Genomic DNA, 18,180 nt, shown 5'->3' on the forward strand with positions numbered 1-18,180 from the left:
CCAGATATTACGCAGGAAAGGAACCTGATCATGGCCACACAACGAAGCTCCTCCCTATGGCTTGAATATACGGCAATCGCCACCGTTCCGCTTGTGCTCGTGTTGGGCAACTCGATGTTTGTTCCCATTTTGCCGGAGGTCAAGCGCCATCTGCACCTGACTCAGCTGCAGACCAGTCTCATCATTACGCTGTTCTCCGTATCGGCGGGCCTTATCATTCCGATCGCCGGCTATTTGTCGGATCGCTTCGGACGCAAGGCGATTATTATCCCTTCGCTGATTATTTACGGGGCGGCCGGGATCGTCACCGGGCTTGGAGCCTTATGGGAATCGTACGGCATCCTGATCGGCTTCCGGGCGGTACAGGGTCTGGGTGCGGCCGGAACCGCCTCGATCGCGATGGCGCTCGTCGGCGATTTGTATAAGGACGCCCAGGAGAGCCAGGCTTTGGGACTGATCGAAGCTTCCAACGGCAGCGGCAAGGTGATTAGCCCGATCCTCGGTTCGGCGCTTGCCCTGTTGACGTGGACGGCGCCCTTTTTTGCTTTTCCCGTATTTTGCGCCTTGTCGCTGGTCGCGGTCATTTTCCTCATTAAGGAACCGGAACGGAAGCAGAAGCCGCAGCCGCTCAAAACGTATATTCAGAACATTGGACAAATCTTCAAGCAGCAGGGGCGCTGGCTCGTTCCCGCCTTTTTTGCCGGGGCGCTGTCCTTGTTTATCCTGTTCGGCATCCTGTTCTATTTATCCGACATTTTGGAGGAAAAGCCGTACCATTTGAAAGGGATCGTCAAAGGTCTTGTCCTAGCCATTCCGCTGCTCGGCATGGTGACGACCGCCTATCTTACCGGTTCGCTCATCAAGAAGAACGGCGTGCTGATGCGCTGGCTGATGAATATCGGACTTCTGCTTATGGCGATTTCGCTTGGATGCACGATTTTCTTCTACAAAAACGTGTACGGCTTTATCGCGCTCATTACCGTGAGCAGCATCGGGACGGGCTTGCTGCTGCCATGTCTGAACACGATGATCACCGGCACGGTGGAGAAGGCACAACGCGGCATGATCACATCGCTCTACAGCAGCCTTCGCTTCCTCGGAGTCGCCTTCGGGCCGCCGCTGTTCAGTTGGATGATGGACAAGTCCCACCGGCTTATTTTTATCGTTGTCACGGTCCTCTCCGTCATTGCGCTCATCCTCGTGTTCTTGTTCATTAAGCCGGACAAAAAAGTGCGCTAGCCGGCTTTTTTTCTATGTTTTCGCGGGAAAATCGACCTGTGAGCTCACTTGCAAAATCATTCAAAAATTGTGCTTTTTTCGCCAAACCATCACGTTTGACTGTATGGTTTGGTTTTTAGTATCATATAAATAAGAGTTCAGAGAGAGCGGTTTTCAGTACCGAGAAGGTTGCGGGGACTTGAACAAGAAGCAGCGCAATACAGGCCCAATACTAAATGAGCTATAAGGTTTCCGGAGGAAACATGCTTCGGAACGATACGCTCTTCGAAAGTGAGTGCAAGGTTCGATGTCAAGCACCTTCTTGTGTAACCTCGTGAGCAAAAGCGTACTCTTTGAACAACCTCTTAGAGTAAAAAAAGTGAGGTGAGGACGATGGGAATAAGTCGCTAATTCGGATCGGAGAGCTTGCCCGTGCGGCGAAGGTCAGCCAGCGGACAATTGATTATTATACGACAATCGGTCTAATCGAGCCGGCAGGACGGACAGATACGAACTATCGTCTGTACAGCCTTGAAACCATCGAGCGGCTCAAACGTATACATCAAATGAAGAGAGAGAAATATTCGCTGGAGGAAATCAAGCAGTATTTCGCGCAGCTGAGGCACGCATCGGCGGAACAGGAGCTTGCCGACCGGCTGACGGAGCTGCAGCTGCACATGCAGAAGCTGGAGCGCGAGGCGAAGGAATTGAAGCCGATGCTCGATCAGCTGAAGCCGACCCAAGCCCGCAGACTGTTCAACCGTCTCGGCGCCCAGAGCGCGGCCTGCATCGAAGTGCTGCTCACCTTTATTGACAAGAACAATCATTTCATGATGTGACATCTTCGGTCCTGAATAAGCTCGCATCATCTGTACCGGATAGGAGGCAACAATATGATTTTATTTCATCCTATGGATTTTTTGATTTTTATTGCGCTCGGGATCTCGATCTGGGCCCAATTCCGTGTAAAAGGCACGTTCAACCGTTTCACGCAAGTGCAGGCCAGCAGCGGCATGACCGGCTACGAAGCGGCTCGGCGCATGCTCGATGCGAACGGACTTCATGACGTTCCGATCGAGCCTGTGCAGGGAGCCTTGACCGACCACTATGATCCGATTCATCGGGTCGTCCGGCTGTCGGAGCCGGTCTATTACGAGAGCTCGATCTCGGCCATCTCGGTCGCCTGTCACGAAGTCGGCCATGCGATTCAGCATCAGCAATCGTATCCGATGCTCGTGCTGCGGCACCGCATGTTCCCGCTCGTGAATCTGACGTCGGGCGCGGCGCCTTTCCTCATCATTGCCGGGCTGCTGTTCCAATGGTCGAACTTGCTTCTCGTCGGGATTTTGTTCTTCTCGGCCGCCGTGTTGTTCCAACTGGTCACGCTGCCGGTCGAGTTCAACGCCAGCAACCGCGCGCGCGAGCTGATGGTATCCGAAGGCTTCATTACGAACGAAGAGGAACGCGGCGTCGCCAAAGTATTGAACGCTGCCGCCCTGACGTACGTAGCGGCTGCCCTCATCTCGCTTCTGGAACTGCTCAAGTTCATTATGATCTTCGCGAACAACCGGGAGTAATCGCCTGACAAAAGCCCCTTCGCCTGCGATGCAGGTCCGAAGGGGCTCTTCTGTATGCCGTGGAAGCTCCCGGCCCGGCTACAGCAGCTCAAGCTCATTTGTCTCCGAATCCGGGTTCCCTGGCCCGCGCTTGCCTCCCTGGTGCTCCCTGAAATATTGCAGCAAAAAGGCATGAAAGGTCTGAGCGACCAGGGGCAGCTTCTCGTCGATGCGGCGAATCAAGCCGATGGACCGCGTCACGACCGGATCGATCACCCTGACGCGGGCCGGCTGAAGCTCCGATGTATGCTGGAGCGCCATATCCGGCAGCAGGCTTACTCCCATGCCGGCTGCCACAAGTCCTCGAATCGTCTCCGTCTCTTCCCCTTCGAAGCCGATATGCGGCGTGAAGCCTGCCTTCATGCAGGCATCCCATACGATGGGCCGCAGCGAATATCCGGGGCTGAACATGACGAATGTCTCTTCCTTCAGCTGCTTCAGGGAGATCGTCTCCTCCTGGGCCAGCGGATGGTTCGGCGGAAGGATGGCGAGCAGCTCCTCATTCAGCACGATCTCCCCGGTCACCATATCGCTATCCTTCGGATAGGGGGAGATGAATGCGAGGTCGACTTCCCCCGATACGATGTCCCGAATGAGGGACGGGTACATGCCCTGCTTGAAGCGGAACTTCACGTTCGGGTGCCGCTTCCGGAACTCGGCCACCAGCTTCGGAATGAGATGGATTCCCAAGCTGTGCGGAAATCCGATCCGCACCTCTCCCAGCTCCGGATGCATGAATTCCTGCACCTCCTGAACCGCACGCTCCAGATCCTTGAGCACCGCTTCCGCGCGGCTGCAGAACAACTGCCCTACCGGCGTTAGCTGCAGGTTGCGCCCCTTCTGCAGGAACAGCTTGACGCCAAGCTCCTCCTCCAATTGGTGAATCTGCCGGCTTACGGCAGACTGGGCGACATGAAGCTCCTCCGCCGCCTGCGTCACATGCTCCTTCTGGGCTACCTTCACGAAGTACAACAATTGCCTAAGTTCCACGAATGTCTCGCTCCGTTCTACTTAATAATACGGTCTTGCGGTGCGTTGCCCGCCGCTACTGCCGAATGCGCTGCAGGACGGCGTACAGCAGAAACCCGGCAGCCATGCCGCCCAAATGGGCGCTCCAGCTAATGCCGGTGATGACGAACGACTGCACGATCCCGATGCCAAGAATAATCATAATCGTCTTCCGGGATGCCTGATCGAGCGCCCATCGTTGAAATACAGCGATGAACAGATAGGCTCCGTACACGCCATAAATCGCGCCCGAGGCCCCGACGGCCAAGGTTCCCCATTCCGACAGATACAAGGCCGCCGCATTGCCAAGCAGGCCGCTCAGCAGAAACAGCACGGCATATTTGAAGGAGCCGAGGATCCGCTCCATCGGCGGCGCGAACACGAATAACGCGAACATATTGAACAGGAGATGCTGGAATCCCGAATGCAGGAACATGGCTGTCGCCAGCCGCCAAGTCTCGCTGGCGTACGGCTCCATCTTCAAGACGGCTCCGAAGCGGAACAGCGTCATGTTATCCTGGCTTCCCCCATTCAGCGCGAGCACGATAAACATGGCCACATTCGCGATAATGAGGAGCGTCGTTACCGGGAACTGCTTGATATAACTGCGCCAATTTTCATAACGAATAAATATCACGGGTCTTCTCTTCCTCTCTCTCCGCCGGCCTGAACTCTCCAATCGTTCTCATGGATGCGGGGAACCTATCACGAACGGACATTGGACAATCGTACAAGCAAAGCTTTATAATGAAAAATAAGGTAAATGACTGTTCAAAAAGGGGCATCTCTTCGTTATGAAAAGCGTACTTTTTGAACGACCTCGATAAATTACCGTCACTTTATTGAAGGAGGCTAACGATATGGCTAATGAACGTCAAGCTACGCTCAAGGGCAATCCCATCACGCTGGTGGGCCCGGAATTGAAGGCTGGAGACCAAGCTCCAGAATTCCAGTTGAACAAATCGTTGACGGAGGTTGCAGGCCTGAACGATTTCGCAGGCAAAATTAAGCTCATCAGTGTCGTTCCTTCCATCGATACGGGCGTATGCGATGCGCAGACCCGCCGCTTCAATGAAGAAGCAGGCAAGCTTGGCGACAACGTCGTCGTGCTGACGGTGAGCGCCGACCTTCCGTTCGCGCAAGCCCGCTGGTGCGGCGCGGCAGGCGTCGAGAATGTCGTCATGCTGTCCGACTACAAGGGCAACACATTCGGCGAAGCCTACGGCGTCCTCATTAAGGAGCTTCAGCTTGATATGCGCTCCATCTTCGTCATTGACCGAGACAACACGATTCGCTATGTCGAAGTGCTGGGCGAGATGACGGAGCATCCGAATTACGAGAAAGCGATCGAAGCGGTCAAAAGCTTGCTGTAAGCTCGCTTCCAGGGTGAACAAAAGCGAGAGAAGAGTTTCGGCTCTCCTCTCGCTTTATCGTCAGGCAGTGCCCCTTGCCTCTATTCGGCGGCCGCTTCCTTAACTATTTACTTTATATGCCGCCAGCTTCTTGTCCAAGACAGCGAACAAATCGAGTATTACGCGATAATTGGCGCCCAAATCACCTAATCCCCCGCGTGAAGCCGAGTAAATATCAACCGCCGTTCTCATTGGTCCCACGTTGATGACAGAGACGGTAATATCCATCGTCCGTCCGGTCATCGTCCGTTTCTCCATAGTGATTTCACCGACAGAAGGAACCTCATGAAGTATTTTGTACCCCTGAATTTTCTTCAATGTCGATGCGATTTCTTCCCATGCTTTATCCCGGGACATTTGATAGTAATGCGTTTTCAATTTGGGGTCTTTGGCACGATCGCCGCTGGATTCAAAACTGCGAAGAATGCCGACCAATACTCGTTTGAGTGACAAAAGCGTGTTCCTCCTTTTCATGACAGCCGTTGCTCACTTATCTATAGTGTATCACTGTTCCGGGGTGAACGGAAGGAAAAATGTGTCCAATAAAGAGAAACACCTTCCATGCGAATGGTCATTCACATGAAAGGTGGCTGAAATGTCAATAGGAAAACCCGCCTATGCCGTTTGGCTCTTATGTTTCTGAACCTGCTCTGGCAGGTGGGTGTCCGCAAAAATGCTTTTGACTTCCCTTCAAGAGGGCTTGCCAGCTGCACTTCGATATAGGACTCCCTAGAAACAAACATTGGTTCAAAACAACGAAAGCCGACACGTACATCGCAGGAAGTATTTTTATTATATAGCGGACGACAGCAAATGTAAACCGGTACTTTATTCCCAATCCGGGCCAAGCCTGCGAAGCAGCTTCCCCGACGCCCGGTAAGCCGTTCGGCCTATCGACGGGAGTAACGGTTCCCGTCCTCATACTCCTTGACCGGCGCGCGATCGACTTCATCGAAGCGCACTTCGGTATCGGCGTCCTTCTCCGGCTCTTCTCCCGCTTCCTCCTGTTCCTGCATGCGCTGATGCTGGTCCTGCATCTTCTGATAGACCGCATAGAAGTTGAAGAAAGCGTAGTAGGCGATGACTGAGCCTGCGAAGAAGATGAGCAGGAACGGCCATTTGAACAAGCTGAAATATAAAATGGCGCCGCTGACGACGGTCGTCATGATGATGCGAAGCGGACGGATCAGCGTCAGCAGTATGCTGTTTTTGACCAGCTGAACCGTTTTCATATGATAGTGTGCCACCATCGAGAAAAAATTAAACAGCGACACGAACAAGACGATGAGCAGTCCGAGCATGACGAATCCGATAATCTGCATGGACTGGAGCTGCGTCATGTATACGGTATAGTCCACATACATAATCACGAACAGCACCGTGTAGAAGATGCCGCCGACCATGGCCTGCTTGTAGTTCTCTTTGTAGGACTTGAAGAAGGTTTTGAGCAATTTGACATCCGTCTCGCCCATGACCCACTTGCGCCCTACCGAGAACATGGCGGCTGTCGCCGGGAAGAGCGTGAACGGAGCGGTAAGTCCCATCATCCAATTCATCGTGATCGATTCATTGAGCATATTTTGCTGCATGACGAGCAATTTGACCAGCACAAAAAAGAAAAACGGCGCCGAACAGAGCAGCCACAGCACGTTCGTGACCGAGAATCGCATAATCCATTCCGAAATGCGGTAAAATCCGCCCATTATCCCTCGAAATTCCAAAGGTCATTCCCCCTCGAATACATCATCCTGTCCTATCTACTATAATACAAAGCTCCCCTGCTGTGCCAGTGCCTATTTTCCAGGCGCTCTGGGTACTTGCTCAGTCGCAAATGCCCCCCCGGCATATGATACTACTGTAGTTCAAAACCTTTGCAAGTTCTAAAGGAGGTTGTAACATGAGCCACGTAGGAGGATACGGCGGTTTCTGGACGTCGACAGGTACGATTCTGGTACTGTTCATTCTGTTGGTTATCGTGAGCCGCGCCCTTATTATCTAATTCGGCGTTATGAACACAAAGAGACCGCACACTGCGGTCTCTTTGTGTTCTCTTATGCTGGGGACGCCTTCGGCCATCCCGATGCACTTCCAATCGTCTTATTCGTCGCGCTGGCGGCGACCTTCGTCGTTGAAGCGGCGCGGTCTGCGATCGCCGCTGCGATCCCGGTTATCACCGCGGCTGCCGCCCCGGTTGTCGCGGCCATATCCGCCGCGGTTATCCCGGCCGTAGCCGCCGCGGCGATCTCCTTGGCGTCCTCCGCGGTTATACGGCGCCGACAGCTTGCGCCCGCTGGAGCGCAGGTCAGGCTTGCGGCGCTTCACGCGAATCGGCTCTTCCGGTGTCAGCGAGATCTGGACATCCTTCTTCTCGCCCGTCAGCAGCTTGAACGCCGCAGACAGCAAATGCACCGAATCGTACTGCTCCAGCAGTTGAATCGCAATGCCTTTGTATTCGTTCAAATCGGTATCCTTCAGCACTTCCATCAAGCGTTCGGCGACGATGCGCTGCTTGCCCTCGATCGCATCCGCCAGCGTCGGCATCGGCTTGCGCGGAATGCGGTGGCGTGTCACACGCTCGATGAAGTTCAAATGGTCAATCTCGCGCGGCGTCACGAACGACCAGGCGCTTCCTTCCTTGCCCGCGCGGCCGGTACGGCCGATACGGTGCACATAGGATTCCGGATCCTGCGGCAGGTCGAAGTTGATGACATGGGTCACTCCAGACACGTCCAAGCCGCGGGCGGCCACGTCGGTCGCGACCAGCACGTCAATGCTGCCGTCCCGGAACTTGCGCATGACGTTGTCGCGCTGGTTCTGGGACAGATCCCCGTGCAAGCCGTCAGCCGAATAGCCGCGCTTCTGCAGCGCTTCGGACAGTTCGTCGACACGGCGCTTCGTGCGGCCGAATACAATGGCCAGCTCCGGCGACTCCATGTCGAGCAAGCGGCTCAGCGCATCGAACTTCGCCCGTTCAGGCACTTCGATATAGGCTTGTTCGATCAGCGGTGCGCTGACCTGCTTCGGCATGACGGAGACGTGTTCCGGATCGCGCAGGAATTGATTCGCCAGCTTCTGGATGTTCGGAGGCATCGTGGCGGAGAACAGCATCGTCTGGCGCTCTTCCGGCACGAGGCTCAGAATGGACGTGATATCCTCCATGAAGCCCATGTCGAGCATCTCATCCGCCTCGTCCAATACGACCGTCTGCACATCGGCCAGACGAATCGTCTTGCGGTTAATGTGGTCGAGCAAGCGGCCAGGCGTTCCGATAATAATCTGCGGATGCTTCTTCAGCGCGCGAATCTGCCGGCCAATATCCTGTCCGCCGTAGATCGGCAGGGATCGGACTCCTTTGAATCGGGTCAGCTTGCCGATCTCTTCGGCTACCTGAATGGCTAATTCGCGGGTAGGGGTCATGACGAGAGCGACAACTCGCTCTTCCGACGGGTCAATCTTGGAGATAAGCGGAATTCCAAATGCGGCGGTCTTACCTGTTCCTGTCTGAGCCTGTCCAATCAAGTCACGTCCCGTCATTGCAACCGGAATCGCTTTTTCTTGAATCGGAGTGGCTTCTTCAAACCCTAATTCCGTAATCGCTTGGAGCAATTTCGGCTCCAGGCCGAATTCAACAAATGTCTTCAATATATTCATACTCCTTCATTGTGGACAATCCACAGCCTTGTCTGTATTCTTAAGTAGCGCGACAATGGTGACGTAAGGCACTTCCAGCCGTTCGTCTTCTCATATACAATGCGGAGGGGTCCTGCACGGGGGACTTCCACCATGTAATCATATTATGGTCAACGTGGGTAACATAAGCCTACTCAAGAATATCCAGCATATTATAACATAAACGATTGACAGAATACCAGTTCCGAACTGACCAATACTACCTCATGAGGTGACATCACGTTGAAGCGAATTTTCCACTGCATCACTATTGTTATCGGAGCCGCCTGTATCGCCGCCTCCTTCAATCTGTTTCTGCTTCCGCATCATCTGCTCAGCGGCGGGTTATCGGGCGTCTCGCTCGTGACGAATTACTTGACCGGGTGGAATCCAAGCGTCTTGTACTTCACCTTCAACCTTCCGATCCTGATCTGGGGCTGGTTCGTACTGGGCAAGCGGTTCATCGGATACAGCATTCTCAGCGTCGCCACCACGACCTGGCTGCTGACTGTCATTCCCGTCCATACGGTGACCAACGAGCCGCTGCTTGCCGCCGTCTTCGGCGGGACGCTCGTCGGAATCGGAAGCGGAATCTCGCTGCGCGTAGGCGGTTCGTCCGGCGGCTTCGATATCATCGGCTCGATCGTGACCCGCTATCGGGATTTCTCGATTCAGAACATCCTGATCATCTTGAACGGCGCCGTTATTTTCTCGCACGGATACATATCCCAGGAGTGGGAGCTTGTCCTCTATTCCATGGTGTCCATCTTCACGACAGGCAAAGTCATCGGCACGATCTATATCAACCATTACAAGGTGACCGTCTTTATCATTACCCGGGAGAAGGAAGCGCTAATCAACAAACTGCTCTGTCTTCCGCACGGCGTAACCGTGATCAAAACCCGGGGGGCTTTCACCGATATCGAGAAGGATATGCTCATGACCGTGACGACCCGCTACGAACTGCCCGATCTGAAGCGCAGCATCATGGAGATCGATCCGAAGGCGTTCGTCAATATCGTGGAGACCGTCGGCGTCATCGGCAATTTCCGGCGCCCGCTGTCGAAGTAGCGATTTGCAGGGAATATACTCTTACCGGCAAAAACCAAGCCCGCCCCAAGCAAGGGCGGGCTTGTTCGATCGTCTTATAAGTCCATCCGGGCAACCTGCTAGAGGTCGCGCGTATTCTTAGCCAACGCCAGGAAATAATCCAGCGTCTTGTTCACGCGCTGAACGACATTTTCATGCGACGGCACGCCGTCCGCCGTAAACTCCCGCTGATCTCCTCCGATCGAGATCCATTCCGGGCAATTGATTCCGTGCAGGTTCCGTACGATCGTCTGGAGATGGGACAAAGAGCTGACGCCCACCGCCCCGCCAGCCGAGCTGACGGACAGCACCACCTTATTATTGAAATAATCCCAGTTCAAATAATCAAGGGCGTTCTTCAGCACGCCCGACAGGCTGCCATGGTACTCCGGCGTCGCCAGCACAATCGCGTCGCTCTCCTTGACCGCCTTCTTCAAGCGAAGCACGTTCGCATTCTCCTCATCCACATCCGGATTGTACAGAGGCAGCGGCAGGAGATGAAGCTCCACGACCTCCGCCTCATGACCCTTTTCTTGCAGCCGCGCGGCAATATAACGCGCCAGCTTGGAGCTGGTCGCATCCGCGTGATTGCTCCCGGCAATACATACTATACGCACTATCTTCTCTCCTTCCGTCATGTTGCGGTTGGCAAGCGAACATCGCCCACGATCAACAGCCTGGCTTAACGGGAGGGGATGACATATCCGCTGCCCGTGCCGCAGCGCTTCTTTTCCAGCAACGCCAGGTCTGTCCATTCCGCGCCTGGCGCTTCGCGCGTCAAATGCGCTTCCGCATGCGCGAACGCTTCTGCTTCCGACTCCGCGGCCACGATGCATACGAACGTTCCCTGCGCCGATGACGCTTCCAACCGGTATATGTACATGTCTTCCTCCCTCCCCTTTCGGAAATCATACATAAATAGGTAGTCATCGTCAAGAACTAGAGCCACCCGCGGCACAAAACGGCTGTATCTAGGGCTGCGGCCGATCGCGTTTTCATTGCCAGAATGAAACACACCGCGCCTCAGATCCGCCTCTGAGTGCCGCGGTGCATTAAGGATCGCCTAGAGCGACACTTTTTTCCTGTAGGCCTCGGCCTCCGACGGAGACGCATAGACAAAATGACCCGGCCGAATCTCCGTCAGCTCCGGACGCTCCGACTTGTAATCATGGATGTCCGGATTGTAGTATATCCGCTTGCGGTTCCGCTCGTGATGCGGATCCGGCAGCGGTATCGCCGACAGCAGCGACTGTGTGTACGGATGCAGCGGCTGCATGTACAATTCATCGGCACGGGCCAACTCCACGAGCTTGCCGTTATACATCACACCGATCCGATCGGAAAAATATTTGACGACCGACAGATCATGCGCGATGAACAATATCGTCAATCCGAGCTTCTTCCGCAGCCGGTTCAGCAGATTCAGCACCTGGGCCTGGATGGAGACGTCCAGCGCCGATATCGGTTCGTCCGCGATGATCAGATCGGGGTTCGTAATCAGCGCCCGCGCGATGCCGATCCGCTGCCGCTGGCCTCCGGAAAATTCATGAGGGTACCGGCTCGCATGCTCTTTCGTCAAGCCGACGGTCTCCAAAATGTCATAGACCATGGCAAGCATCTCTTTTTCGTTCTTGCACAGCTTGTTGATTTTCAGCCCTTCCCCGATAATTTCCTTCACCGTCATACGCGGGTTGAGCGAAGCGATCGGGTCCTGGAAAATCATCTGCATGCCGCGTGTCACTTCTTGTCTCCCGTCCTTGCTCAATGGTCCCGAGATCAGCTTTCCATTGAAATAGATCTCCCCGCCCGTCGGCTGGTACAGACGGATAATCGTCCTGCCGGTCGTCGTCTTGCCGCAGCCGGATTCGCCGACGAGACCGAACGTCTCCCCCTTGTAAATCGTAAAGCTGACATCGTCGACCGCCTTCAGCACCGTCTTCTTTCGTCCGAAGCCGCTCGTGAAATACTGCTTCAGATTTTTCACTTCCAGCACCGGCGTTACCGTCGAATTCGTCATGTTATCGCACCAGCCTTTCGGTTTGCTGCGCTATCCGCCGCTTCAGGACATCGGGAAGCTGCACGGGCGGAGCCTGCGGGTGAAGAAGCCACGTGGCTGCGAAATGCGTCTCGCTCACTTGGTACATCGGCGGCTCTTCTTCGAAGTCAATCCGCATCGCATACCGGTTCCGCGGCGCGAACGCGTCCCCCTTCGGCGGATACAGCATATTCGGCGGCGTCCCCGGAATAACGAGCAGCTCATCCGATGAGCTCGTATCCAGATCCGGCATCGAGACGAGCAGGCTCCAGGTATACGGATGCTTCGGATTGTAGAAAATTTCATCCACCGTGCCGTATTCCACGATTTTGCCGGCATACATGACCGCTACCCGATCCGCCACATTCGCCACAACGCCCAGATCATGCGTAATAAAAATGACGGATAACTGGCGCTCCTTCTGAATTTGCTTGATCAGATCGAGAATTTGCGCTTGAATTGTCACATCCAGCGCCGTCGTTGGCTCGTCGCAGATCAAGATTTCCGGATCGCTCGCCAGCGCGATGGCGATCACGATCCGCTGTCTCATCCCCCCGGAAAATTGGAACGGATACTGCTCGAACCGCTTCTCCGGATCGGGAATGCCGACCGCGATCATCAGCTCCAGCGCTCTTTGCCGCGCCTTCGCCTTGCTGATGTTATGCGCCCGCAGCGCTTCCATAATCTGCTTCCCGACCTTCATGATCGGATTCAGCGAAGACATCGGATCCTGAAAGATCATCGCGATTTTGGACCCGCGGATCTGCGTAAATTGCCGCTCCGTATATTGGGTCAGATCATCCCCTTGATAGAGGATGCTTCCATTCTCTATATTGGCGTTTTTGGACAAAATGCCCATAACCGCTTTGTTCGTCACCGATTTGCCCGAGCCCGATTCGCCGACTATCGCCAGCGTCTCCCCGCGATGCAGATCGAAGCCTACGCCGCGCACGGCATGCACCTTGCCCGCAAAGGTGTTGAACGTAATGCGCAGGTCCTTGACCTGCAAAATCGTATCCTTATTCGGTGTCGCAGTCATCTGTTCTCACCCCGCTCCTATTCTTGGCCTCTTAACGTCGGATCAAAGGCATCCCGCAGTCCGTTCCCGAACAAGTTGAACGAGAGCATCAGAATCGAGATGACGATGGCCGGGAACAGCGTCAAATATGGATGATCGAGCAGCAATTTCTGACCATCCGACAGAAGAACGCCAATCGAAGGATCGGGCGCCGCGATCCCCAATCCGAGATAAGACAGGAACGCCTCGGTGAATATAGCGCCCGGAACGGCAAGCGTCGCTTGCGTAATGATCGGGCCGATGGCGTTCGGCAGAATGTGCCGGAAGATAAGCGCCCGATCCTTGGCCCCCATCGTTCGTGATGCCAATACATATTCCTGCCCCTTGTATTTGTAGAACTGGGCTCGAATCATGCGGCTCATCCCAATCCAGCCGGTGATGACCATCGCCAGAATGATCGGGACTATCCCTGCTCCCAAATACATGACGAATAGAATGACGAGCACAAGCTGCGGCACGCCGTTCAAAATTTCGATAATCCGCTGCAGAATCATGTCCACCTTGCCGCCGTAATAACCGGAAATCGATCCGTAGGTAATGCCGATCAGCACGTTAATCGTAACGGCCATAAATCCAATCAGAAGCGAAATTCGCGTCCCTTTCCACAGACGGGTCCACTGATCCCGTCCCAGCGAGTCCGTGCCCATCCAGAAATATTGATCTTTTGCATCTTTCAATTGATACATGTTAACTTTCGCTTTGACCATCGGTATTTTGCGGCCGCGATAATCCATTTCGAATTCGTCGATAATTTTAACGACACTGTCTTTATACTTCACATCCAGACTGGCCTTTTGAATGTCCATCGTCCTCGTGCCGTCGAAGATGCCCAGCTTCTCCAGTCCCGGCACGCGTGGCGGCAGCAAGGTCCATTCAATATTCTGCTCGCGGTATGTAAAGGAGCTGATCAGCGGTGCGATGATTGCCATCAGGATGATCAAGCCGATAAAAAAAGCGGCGACGGTGGACGCTTTATTTTTGCGGAAACGGAGCATCGCGTCCTTGAAAAAGCCGATCGCCTGGCCCTCGAACTTCTGATCGGCAAGCTGCTTCTCCCGCTGCACCAGCTCGAAAGGGTTCTGCCCCTGGCGTTTCTCGATTTCGATTTTCATCATTTCTTCCCTCCCATGCGGATCCGCGGATCAATGATGCCGTATGACAAGTCCACGACTAAAATACTGATCAAGCCGATCAAGGAATAAAAGAACATGATGGCAATCGTTAACGGGTGATCGAGAGCATTAATCGAGTTGACGACGAGGGAGCCGAGTCCCGGGACGCCGAAAATATTTTCGATAACGATTGCTCCCGACAGGATCGAGAAGAATAACGGAATAATAATATTCGCCAGCGGAACGAACGAGTTGCGAATCGCATGGCGCAGGGTCGCTTGCGCGAGGGTCAGTCCCTTCGTGCGGGCCAATAGCATATAGTCCGAGTTGAGCGCTTCGCATAATTCCGCCCGCAAATAACGGGTAATGATCGCGATTTCACCGAAGGATAACGCCAGAACCGGCAAAATCATCGATTTCAGCTTCGTCCAGCTCATCGACTGCTCCGCCGAGAGCAGGATCGGGACCAGCTCCCATTTGAATGCGACGATATACTGCAGCAGCGCCGCGAGGACGAAGGACGGCACCGAGATGAACAGCACGACCATAATATTAAGCGCATGATCCGTGGCGGTATTCTTCTTGAGCGCTGCCCAAATACCGAACATGATGCCGATCGGCAGCGTAAAGATAAGCGCGAAAACATTAAGCTGAATCGTGATCGGCAGCTTGTCCTTAATAATATTGAAGACCGGGACATTCGGCTGCATCTTGATGGAGTCTCCGAAATTGAAGGTCAGGAAATCCTGCAAAAAATATACGTATTGAACAACAAGCGGCTTGTCCAAATGATATTTCGCTTCAATGCGCTCCTTCACGTCCAGCGGGAGCATCGGATCGCTTACGATGCTCCCGGGCATCGAATGGATCAAAAAGAATAACAGGCTGATGATCAAAAACAAAGTGATTGCCATCGCAACCAGTCTTTGCGATATGTAACGCAGCATGGGCCTGAAGCTCCTTTTCGCAAATTCGGAGACCTCGCGCAGCGGATCGTTTCGCAAGGTCTCCACCTTTTATCTAGTCATGAATAATGGATTGCAATGGAGCAAATTCAACCGACGGGAAGTACTTCCCTTTGGCCTTTAATTCAATCCGATCCTGATACAGCACCGCATTATCATTTTGGAACAGCGGAATTTGCGGAACATATTCGAGGAGCATTTTTTCCATTTCCGCCAATGCCTCGAGCCTTTCCTGCGGCTTCAGCAGCAAATCTCCGGTCGTCGTCCGCTTTTGCAGCTCGTCGAATTCCGGACTGCTGAAGCGGTGGGAACGGTTCGGGAAGTCGGTTCTCCATGCCTTCATGCTGGACCATGGATTAAAGGCATTCTGGGTGATAGATCCGATACCCAGATCGAAATCTCCATCCCGATAAGCGTCGTAAGCGGCGCTAGGCGGCATGGCGCGCAGCTTGATGTCGAGCCGGTCTGGGCCGAACAGTTTCTCGTACAGCTCTTCCGTCATTTCTGCCGTTCTCTTCATATTTTCCTGACCGTCGAAGTAAGTGATCTCGATCGTAATCTTCTTGTTGCCGTTCGCCGCAAAAGCTTTGTCGAAGTATTCTTTCGCAAGCTCCGCATCATAGCCTGTTCCTTCAGGCAATATCGCTTTGGCTGCATCCGTATCCCGATATCTTAGGCCATCCTTATAGTCACCTACCATGCACAGGGTCGCGATATAATACGGCGCAGGCTTGTAGGTTTTAAATATCCCTTTTGCTATTTTTTCGCGATCGATTCCATAAAACAATGCTTTACGCAGGTCGTTGTTCGCCAGAATCGGATTTTCCTTCGACTCCGAGTTGATATAATATCCCCACACGCCTCTGGCTTCGGTATACACAACTCTCGGATCGTCGCCATATTTGTCGAACTGCTCCCCGCTGATCGTGACATTTTCGATCTCGCCTTTCTCCCACAGCTGCATGCGCGTCGCACTCTCCGAGACGACCCGGCTCTCGATGCGATCCGGCGTATACACGTCTTTCAGCGGCGCATCCGGGTTTTTCTCGAATACGCGGTACTGGTCGCGAACCCATTCCTTCAGGCGATATGTTCCGCTGGAAGGGACTTGCTCCAGCGTCGTTCCGTAGGTTGTAGCGGTTCTATCCGCATTCATCCCGGCTTCATACAGTTGCTTGTGAACAGGCGATGTTGGTAATCCGCCCGCAAAGCTAAGAAAAACGTCGATTTCCGGCATTTCCGTCTCCAGCACGATTTCCAGCGTCAGATCATCCTTCGCTTTAATGCCGACCTCTTCCCATTTGGCCTCGCCCTTGAAATATTTGTTAGCGCTTACAACAGGTATATTATCGAATAACATGAATGCACTGCGGTTGACCAGCTTCGGGTCCAGCAGCATCTGATATGAATATTCGTAATCATGTGCCGTTATCGGCGTGCCGTCTGACCATTTCAGTCCTTCCTTGAGCTTGAAGATCCATGTTTTGTTGTCGCTTGTCTCCGGCAAATCAACGGCGTGATTTGGAATAAATTTCACGTTGTCTGTATCTTCGTCATAAATCAATTCAAGCATGTTTCCATAAATATACTCCATCAGCTTCGACGTTTCCGCACTTTCACTTGTGTGCTGGTTGAAGGTCTCCGCCGACAGTCCGGCAAAACGGACTACCGCAGGCTTGGCGGAAGCCTCCTTTTGTCCGCCATTTTCCTTGCTCTCCCCCTCTGTGTTCTCCTGCTTCGCCGGGCTGGCGTCATTGCCGCCTCCGCTGGTGCAGCCGGCGAAGGACAGCACCATCAACATGGCCAAAAGCACCAGAAACGGTTTTTTTGGCTGTGTCATAAGATCCCCTCCTCAATAAAAATATTTGTTCATGTATGTCAATTTGTGCGGGTACAATAAAAAACGGACATGCAGAAAACCTATTCCATCGACAAAATTCCTCATGGAATCAATTAAATGTTAATTAATGCATTTATGATCCAATTTTTTTCCAGATCAAATCTTTGGGATATAGGATATGCATCACATTGGTGACAAAGAAGTATACGCTCGAGGAAAATAGTGGAATGCGATTATTAAAAGCCTATCAAAGTGACAAATGGTAGTCAAGATATAAATATATGATCTCGAAGGGGGATATTGTAAACCTTGGTCAAGAAGATAAATTAATCCCAAAAAACGGTTTATGCCCTAGTACTAGGAGCAATATAAGAACCCGAACCGCAGAAACCTGCTATGTCTGCCCTGGCAGTTCTACGTAAAAAGGGTCTGCAAAAACTGCAAACCCGAATATAAATCCCCTTGTATTCTATTCACTGATAAAAGTCAATATAATGGTCAAAGCGTCATACTCGACTACAAACCTTCATTTCCGATTTAACAAAATCCTCATAACAATAGACACAACGAAAATTGCAGTCTTCATTCGGCATCAAGATAAGTTCGAGGGTCCTGTTAAAGGACAACATATTATACTTTTGTGCGGTGGCCATTTGGAACTCATCTACACTCTCACGTACAAGAAAACCTTTTTGAAATAAAAAAGGTATAATCTCAGAGTTCCTGTCATTATGTACTAATTCCACTGATTTTGATCTCAGTACACTCTTTACGCGCTCTGCTTGGTCACCGTCAAAAACAGCGATTTTCCCGCGATAAGAATGATATAATCGGAGTCTGTCCCCGTCTTGAGTCGTTACATTAAAACGTGACGGCTTAAGTATATTTTGTGTAACAGCAATTTCATGTGTTATAACCTAACCAACACCTCCACCTTATAAGTTACAGGAAGGATAGACCTCTTCCTTTCCTGTAACCGCTTTCTACAAAGACAAATTATGTTTTGGATACTTTTACATCGCGTGTTTGGAAATCTTGTAGATAGAAGCAGGAAATCCCACAAATATGTCGAAAGAGAACAAACGAGCATAACAAAAACACGCACACAGCCGCTCTTCAATCATAGAGATAAACACGG

At 52.8% G+C, this 18,180-nt stretch carries 18 protein-coding genes and 1 other RNA gene; 6 read left to right on the forward strand and 13 right to left on the reverse strand.

Going from position 1 to position 18,180, the window contains the following annotated elements; genetic code table 11:
• The first annotated feature begins 30 nt into the window (after nt 1-30).
• The 3 genes from L6439_RS19280 (at nt 31) to L6439_RS19290 (ending at nt 2,795) form a co-directional block, all read left to right on the forward strand.
• Nucleotides 31-1,239, forward strand: a complete 1,209-nt coding sequence (locus tag L6439_RS19280; RefSeq protein WP_213469514.1) for an MFS transporter — start codon at nt 31-33, stop codon at nt 1,237-1,239.
• 389 nt (nt 1,240-1,628) lie between these two features.
• Nucleotides 1,629-2,057 (forward strand): MerR family transcriptional regulator, encoded by a 429-nt coding sequence (locus L6439_RS29750; RefSeq protein ID WP_168180208.1) that lies wholly within the window; start codon nt 1,629-1,631, stop codon nt 2,055-2,057.
• Nucleotides 2,058-2,111: 54 nt separating this feature from the next.
• Complete coding sequence (locus tag L6439_RS19290) at nt 2,112-2,795, forward strand: zinc metallopeptidase (protein ID WP_168180186.1); 684 nt, start codon at nt 2,112-2,114, stop codon at nt 2,793-2,795.
• A gap of 78 nt (nt 2,796-2,873) precedes the next feature.
• Here the strand turns inward: L6439_RS19290 and gltC are convergent, their stop codons facing one another.
• A complete protein-coding gene (gene gltC, locus L6439_RS19295) occupies nt 2,874-3,824 on the reverse strand; it encodes a glutamate biosynthesis transcriptional regulator GltC (protein WP_213469515.1) in 951 nt (316 codons plus the stop codon).
• Between the two features lie 55 nt (nt 3,825-3,879).
• Nucleotides 3,880-4,479 carry a rhomboid family intramembrane serine protease gene (locus L6439_RS19300; protein WP_213469516.1) on the reverse strand — a complete coding sequence of 200 codons (600 nt, stop codon included), beginning with the start codon at nt 4,477-4,479 and terminating at the stop codon, nt 3,880-3,882.
• A gap of 223 nt (nt 4,480-4,702) precedes the next feature.
• On the opposite strand from L6439_RS19300, the gene tpx reads away from it, so the two are divergent.
• Nucleotides 4,703-5,215, forward strand: coding sequence for a thiol peroxidase (gene tpx / locus L6439_RS19305; RefSeq protein ID WP_168180189.1), 513 nt, complete (start codon nt 4,703-4,705; stop codon nt 5,213-5,215).
• 99 nt (nt 5,216-5,314) lie between these two features.
• Here tpx and L6439_RS19310 read toward each other — a convergent pair whose 3' ends face one another.
• The 3 genes from L6439_RS19310 to L6439_RS19320 all read right to left on the reverse strand — a co-directional run bounded on the left by L6439_RS19310 (nt 5,315) and on the right by L6439_RS19320 (nt 6,975).
• Complete coding sequence (locus tag L6439_RS19310) at nt 5,315-5,707, reverse strand: DUF1499 domain-containing protein (protein ID WP_168180190.1); 393 nt, start codon at nt 5,705-5,707, stop codon at nt 5,315-5,317.
• Nucleotides 5,708-5,858: 151 nt separating this feature from the next.
• A non-coding RNA gene (gene ssrS, locus L6439_RS19315) (6S RNA) lies at nt 5,859-6,040 on the reverse strand.
• A 104-nt stretch (nt 6,041-6,144) separates the two neighbouring features.
• The gene (locus L6439_RS19320) at nt 6,145-6,975 is read right to left on the reverse strand and encodes a YesL family protein (protein ID WP_168180191.1); all 831 of its coding nucleotides are present in this window, start codon (nt 6,973-6,975) and stop codon (nt 6,145-6,147) included.
• Nucleotides 6,976-7,151: 176 nt separating this feature from the next.
• On the opposite strand from L6439_RS19320, the gene L6439_RS19325 reads away from it, so the two are divergent.
• A complete protein-coding gene (locus tag L6439_RS19325) occupies nt 7,152-7,253 on the forward strand; it encodes a sporulation protein YjcZ (protein ID WP_168180192.1) in 102 nt (33 codons plus the stop codon).
• Nucleotides 7,254-7,351: 98 nt separating this feature from the next.
• Here the strand turns inward: L6439_RS19325 and cshA are convergent, their stop codons facing one another.
• Nucleotides 7,352-8,896, reverse strand: coding sequence for a degradosome RNA helicase CshA (gene cshA / locus L6439_RS19330; protein ID WP_168180193.1), 1,545 nt, complete (start codon nt 8,894-8,896; stop codon nt 7,352-7,354).
• Nucleotides 8,897-9,166: 270 nt separating this feature from the next.
• On the opposite strand from cshA, the gene L6439_RS19335 reads away from it, so the two are divergent.
• Complete coding sequence (locus L6439_RS19335; protein WP_168180194.1) at nt 9,167-9,994, forward strand: YitT family protein; 828 nt, start codon at nt 9,167-9,169, stop codon at nt 9,992-9,994.
• A 98-nt stretch (nt 9,995-10,092) separates the two neighbouring features.
• On the opposite strand, the gene L6439_RS19340 is transcribed toward L6439_RS19335, so the two are convergent.
• The 7 genes from L6439_RS19340 to L6439_RS19370 form a co-directional block, all read right to left on the reverse strand.
• Nucleotides 10,093-10,629 (reverse strand): NADPH-dependent FMN reductase, encoded by a 537-nt coding sequence (locus L6439_RS19340; RefSeq protein WP_168180195.1) that lies wholly within the window; start codon nt 10,627-10,629, stop codon nt 10,093-10,095.
• Nucleotides 10,630-10,694: 65 nt separating this feature from the next.
• Complete coding sequence (locus L6439_RS19345; RefSeq protein WP_168180196.1) at nt 10,695-10,895, reverse strand: DUF3906 family protein; 201 nt, start codon at nt 10,893-10,895, stop codon at nt 10,695-10,697.
• A 180-nt stretch (nt 10,896-11,075) separates the two neighbouring features.
• Nucleotides 11,076-12,029 (reverse strand): ABC transporter ATP-binding protein, encoded by a 954-nt coding sequence (locus L6439_RS19350; RefSeq protein ID WP_168180197.1) that lies wholly within the window; start codon nt 12,027-12,029, stop codon nt 11,076-11,078.
• 1 nt (nt 12,030) lies between these two features.
• Nucleotides 12,031-13,086: an ABC transporter ATP-binding protein gene (locus tag L6439_RS19355; protein WP_213469517.1), complete on the reverse strand. Its 1,056-nt coding sequence runs from the start codon at nt 13,084-13,086 to the stop codon at nt 12,031-12,033.
• A 17-nt stretch (nt 13,087-13,103) separates the two neighbouring features.
• Nucleotides 13,104-14,240: an ABC transporter permease gene (locus L6439_RS19360; protein ID WP_237096545.1), complete on the reverse strand. Its 1,137-nt coding sequence runs from the start codon at nt 14,238-14,240 to the stop codon at nt 13,104-13,106.
• Nucleotides 14,237-15,184 (reverse strand): ABC transporter permease, encoded by a 948-nt coding sequence (locus L6439_RS19365; protein WP_168180199.1) that lies wholly within the window; start codon nt 15,182-15,184, stop codon nt 14,237-14,239. The genes L6439_RS19360 and L6439_RS19365 overlap by 4 nt, the downstream gene beginning before the upstream one ends.
• A gap of 73 nt (nt 15,185-15,257) precedes the next feature.
• The gene (locus tag L6439_RS19370) at nt 15,258-17,042 is read right to left on the reverse strand and encodes a peptide ABC transporter substrate-binding protein (RefSeq protein WP_213469518.1); all 1,785 of its coding nucleotides are present in this window, start codon (nt 17,040-17,042) and stop codon (nt 15,258-15,260) included.
• Between the last annotated feature and the right edge of the window lie 1,138 nt (nt 17,043-18,180).

It is taken from the genome of Paenibacillus dendritiformis, assembly GCF_021654795.1.
In the GTDB taxonomy this organism is placed as follows: domain Bacteria; phylum Bacillota; class Bacilli; order Paenibacillales; family Paenibacillaceae; genus Paenibacillus_B.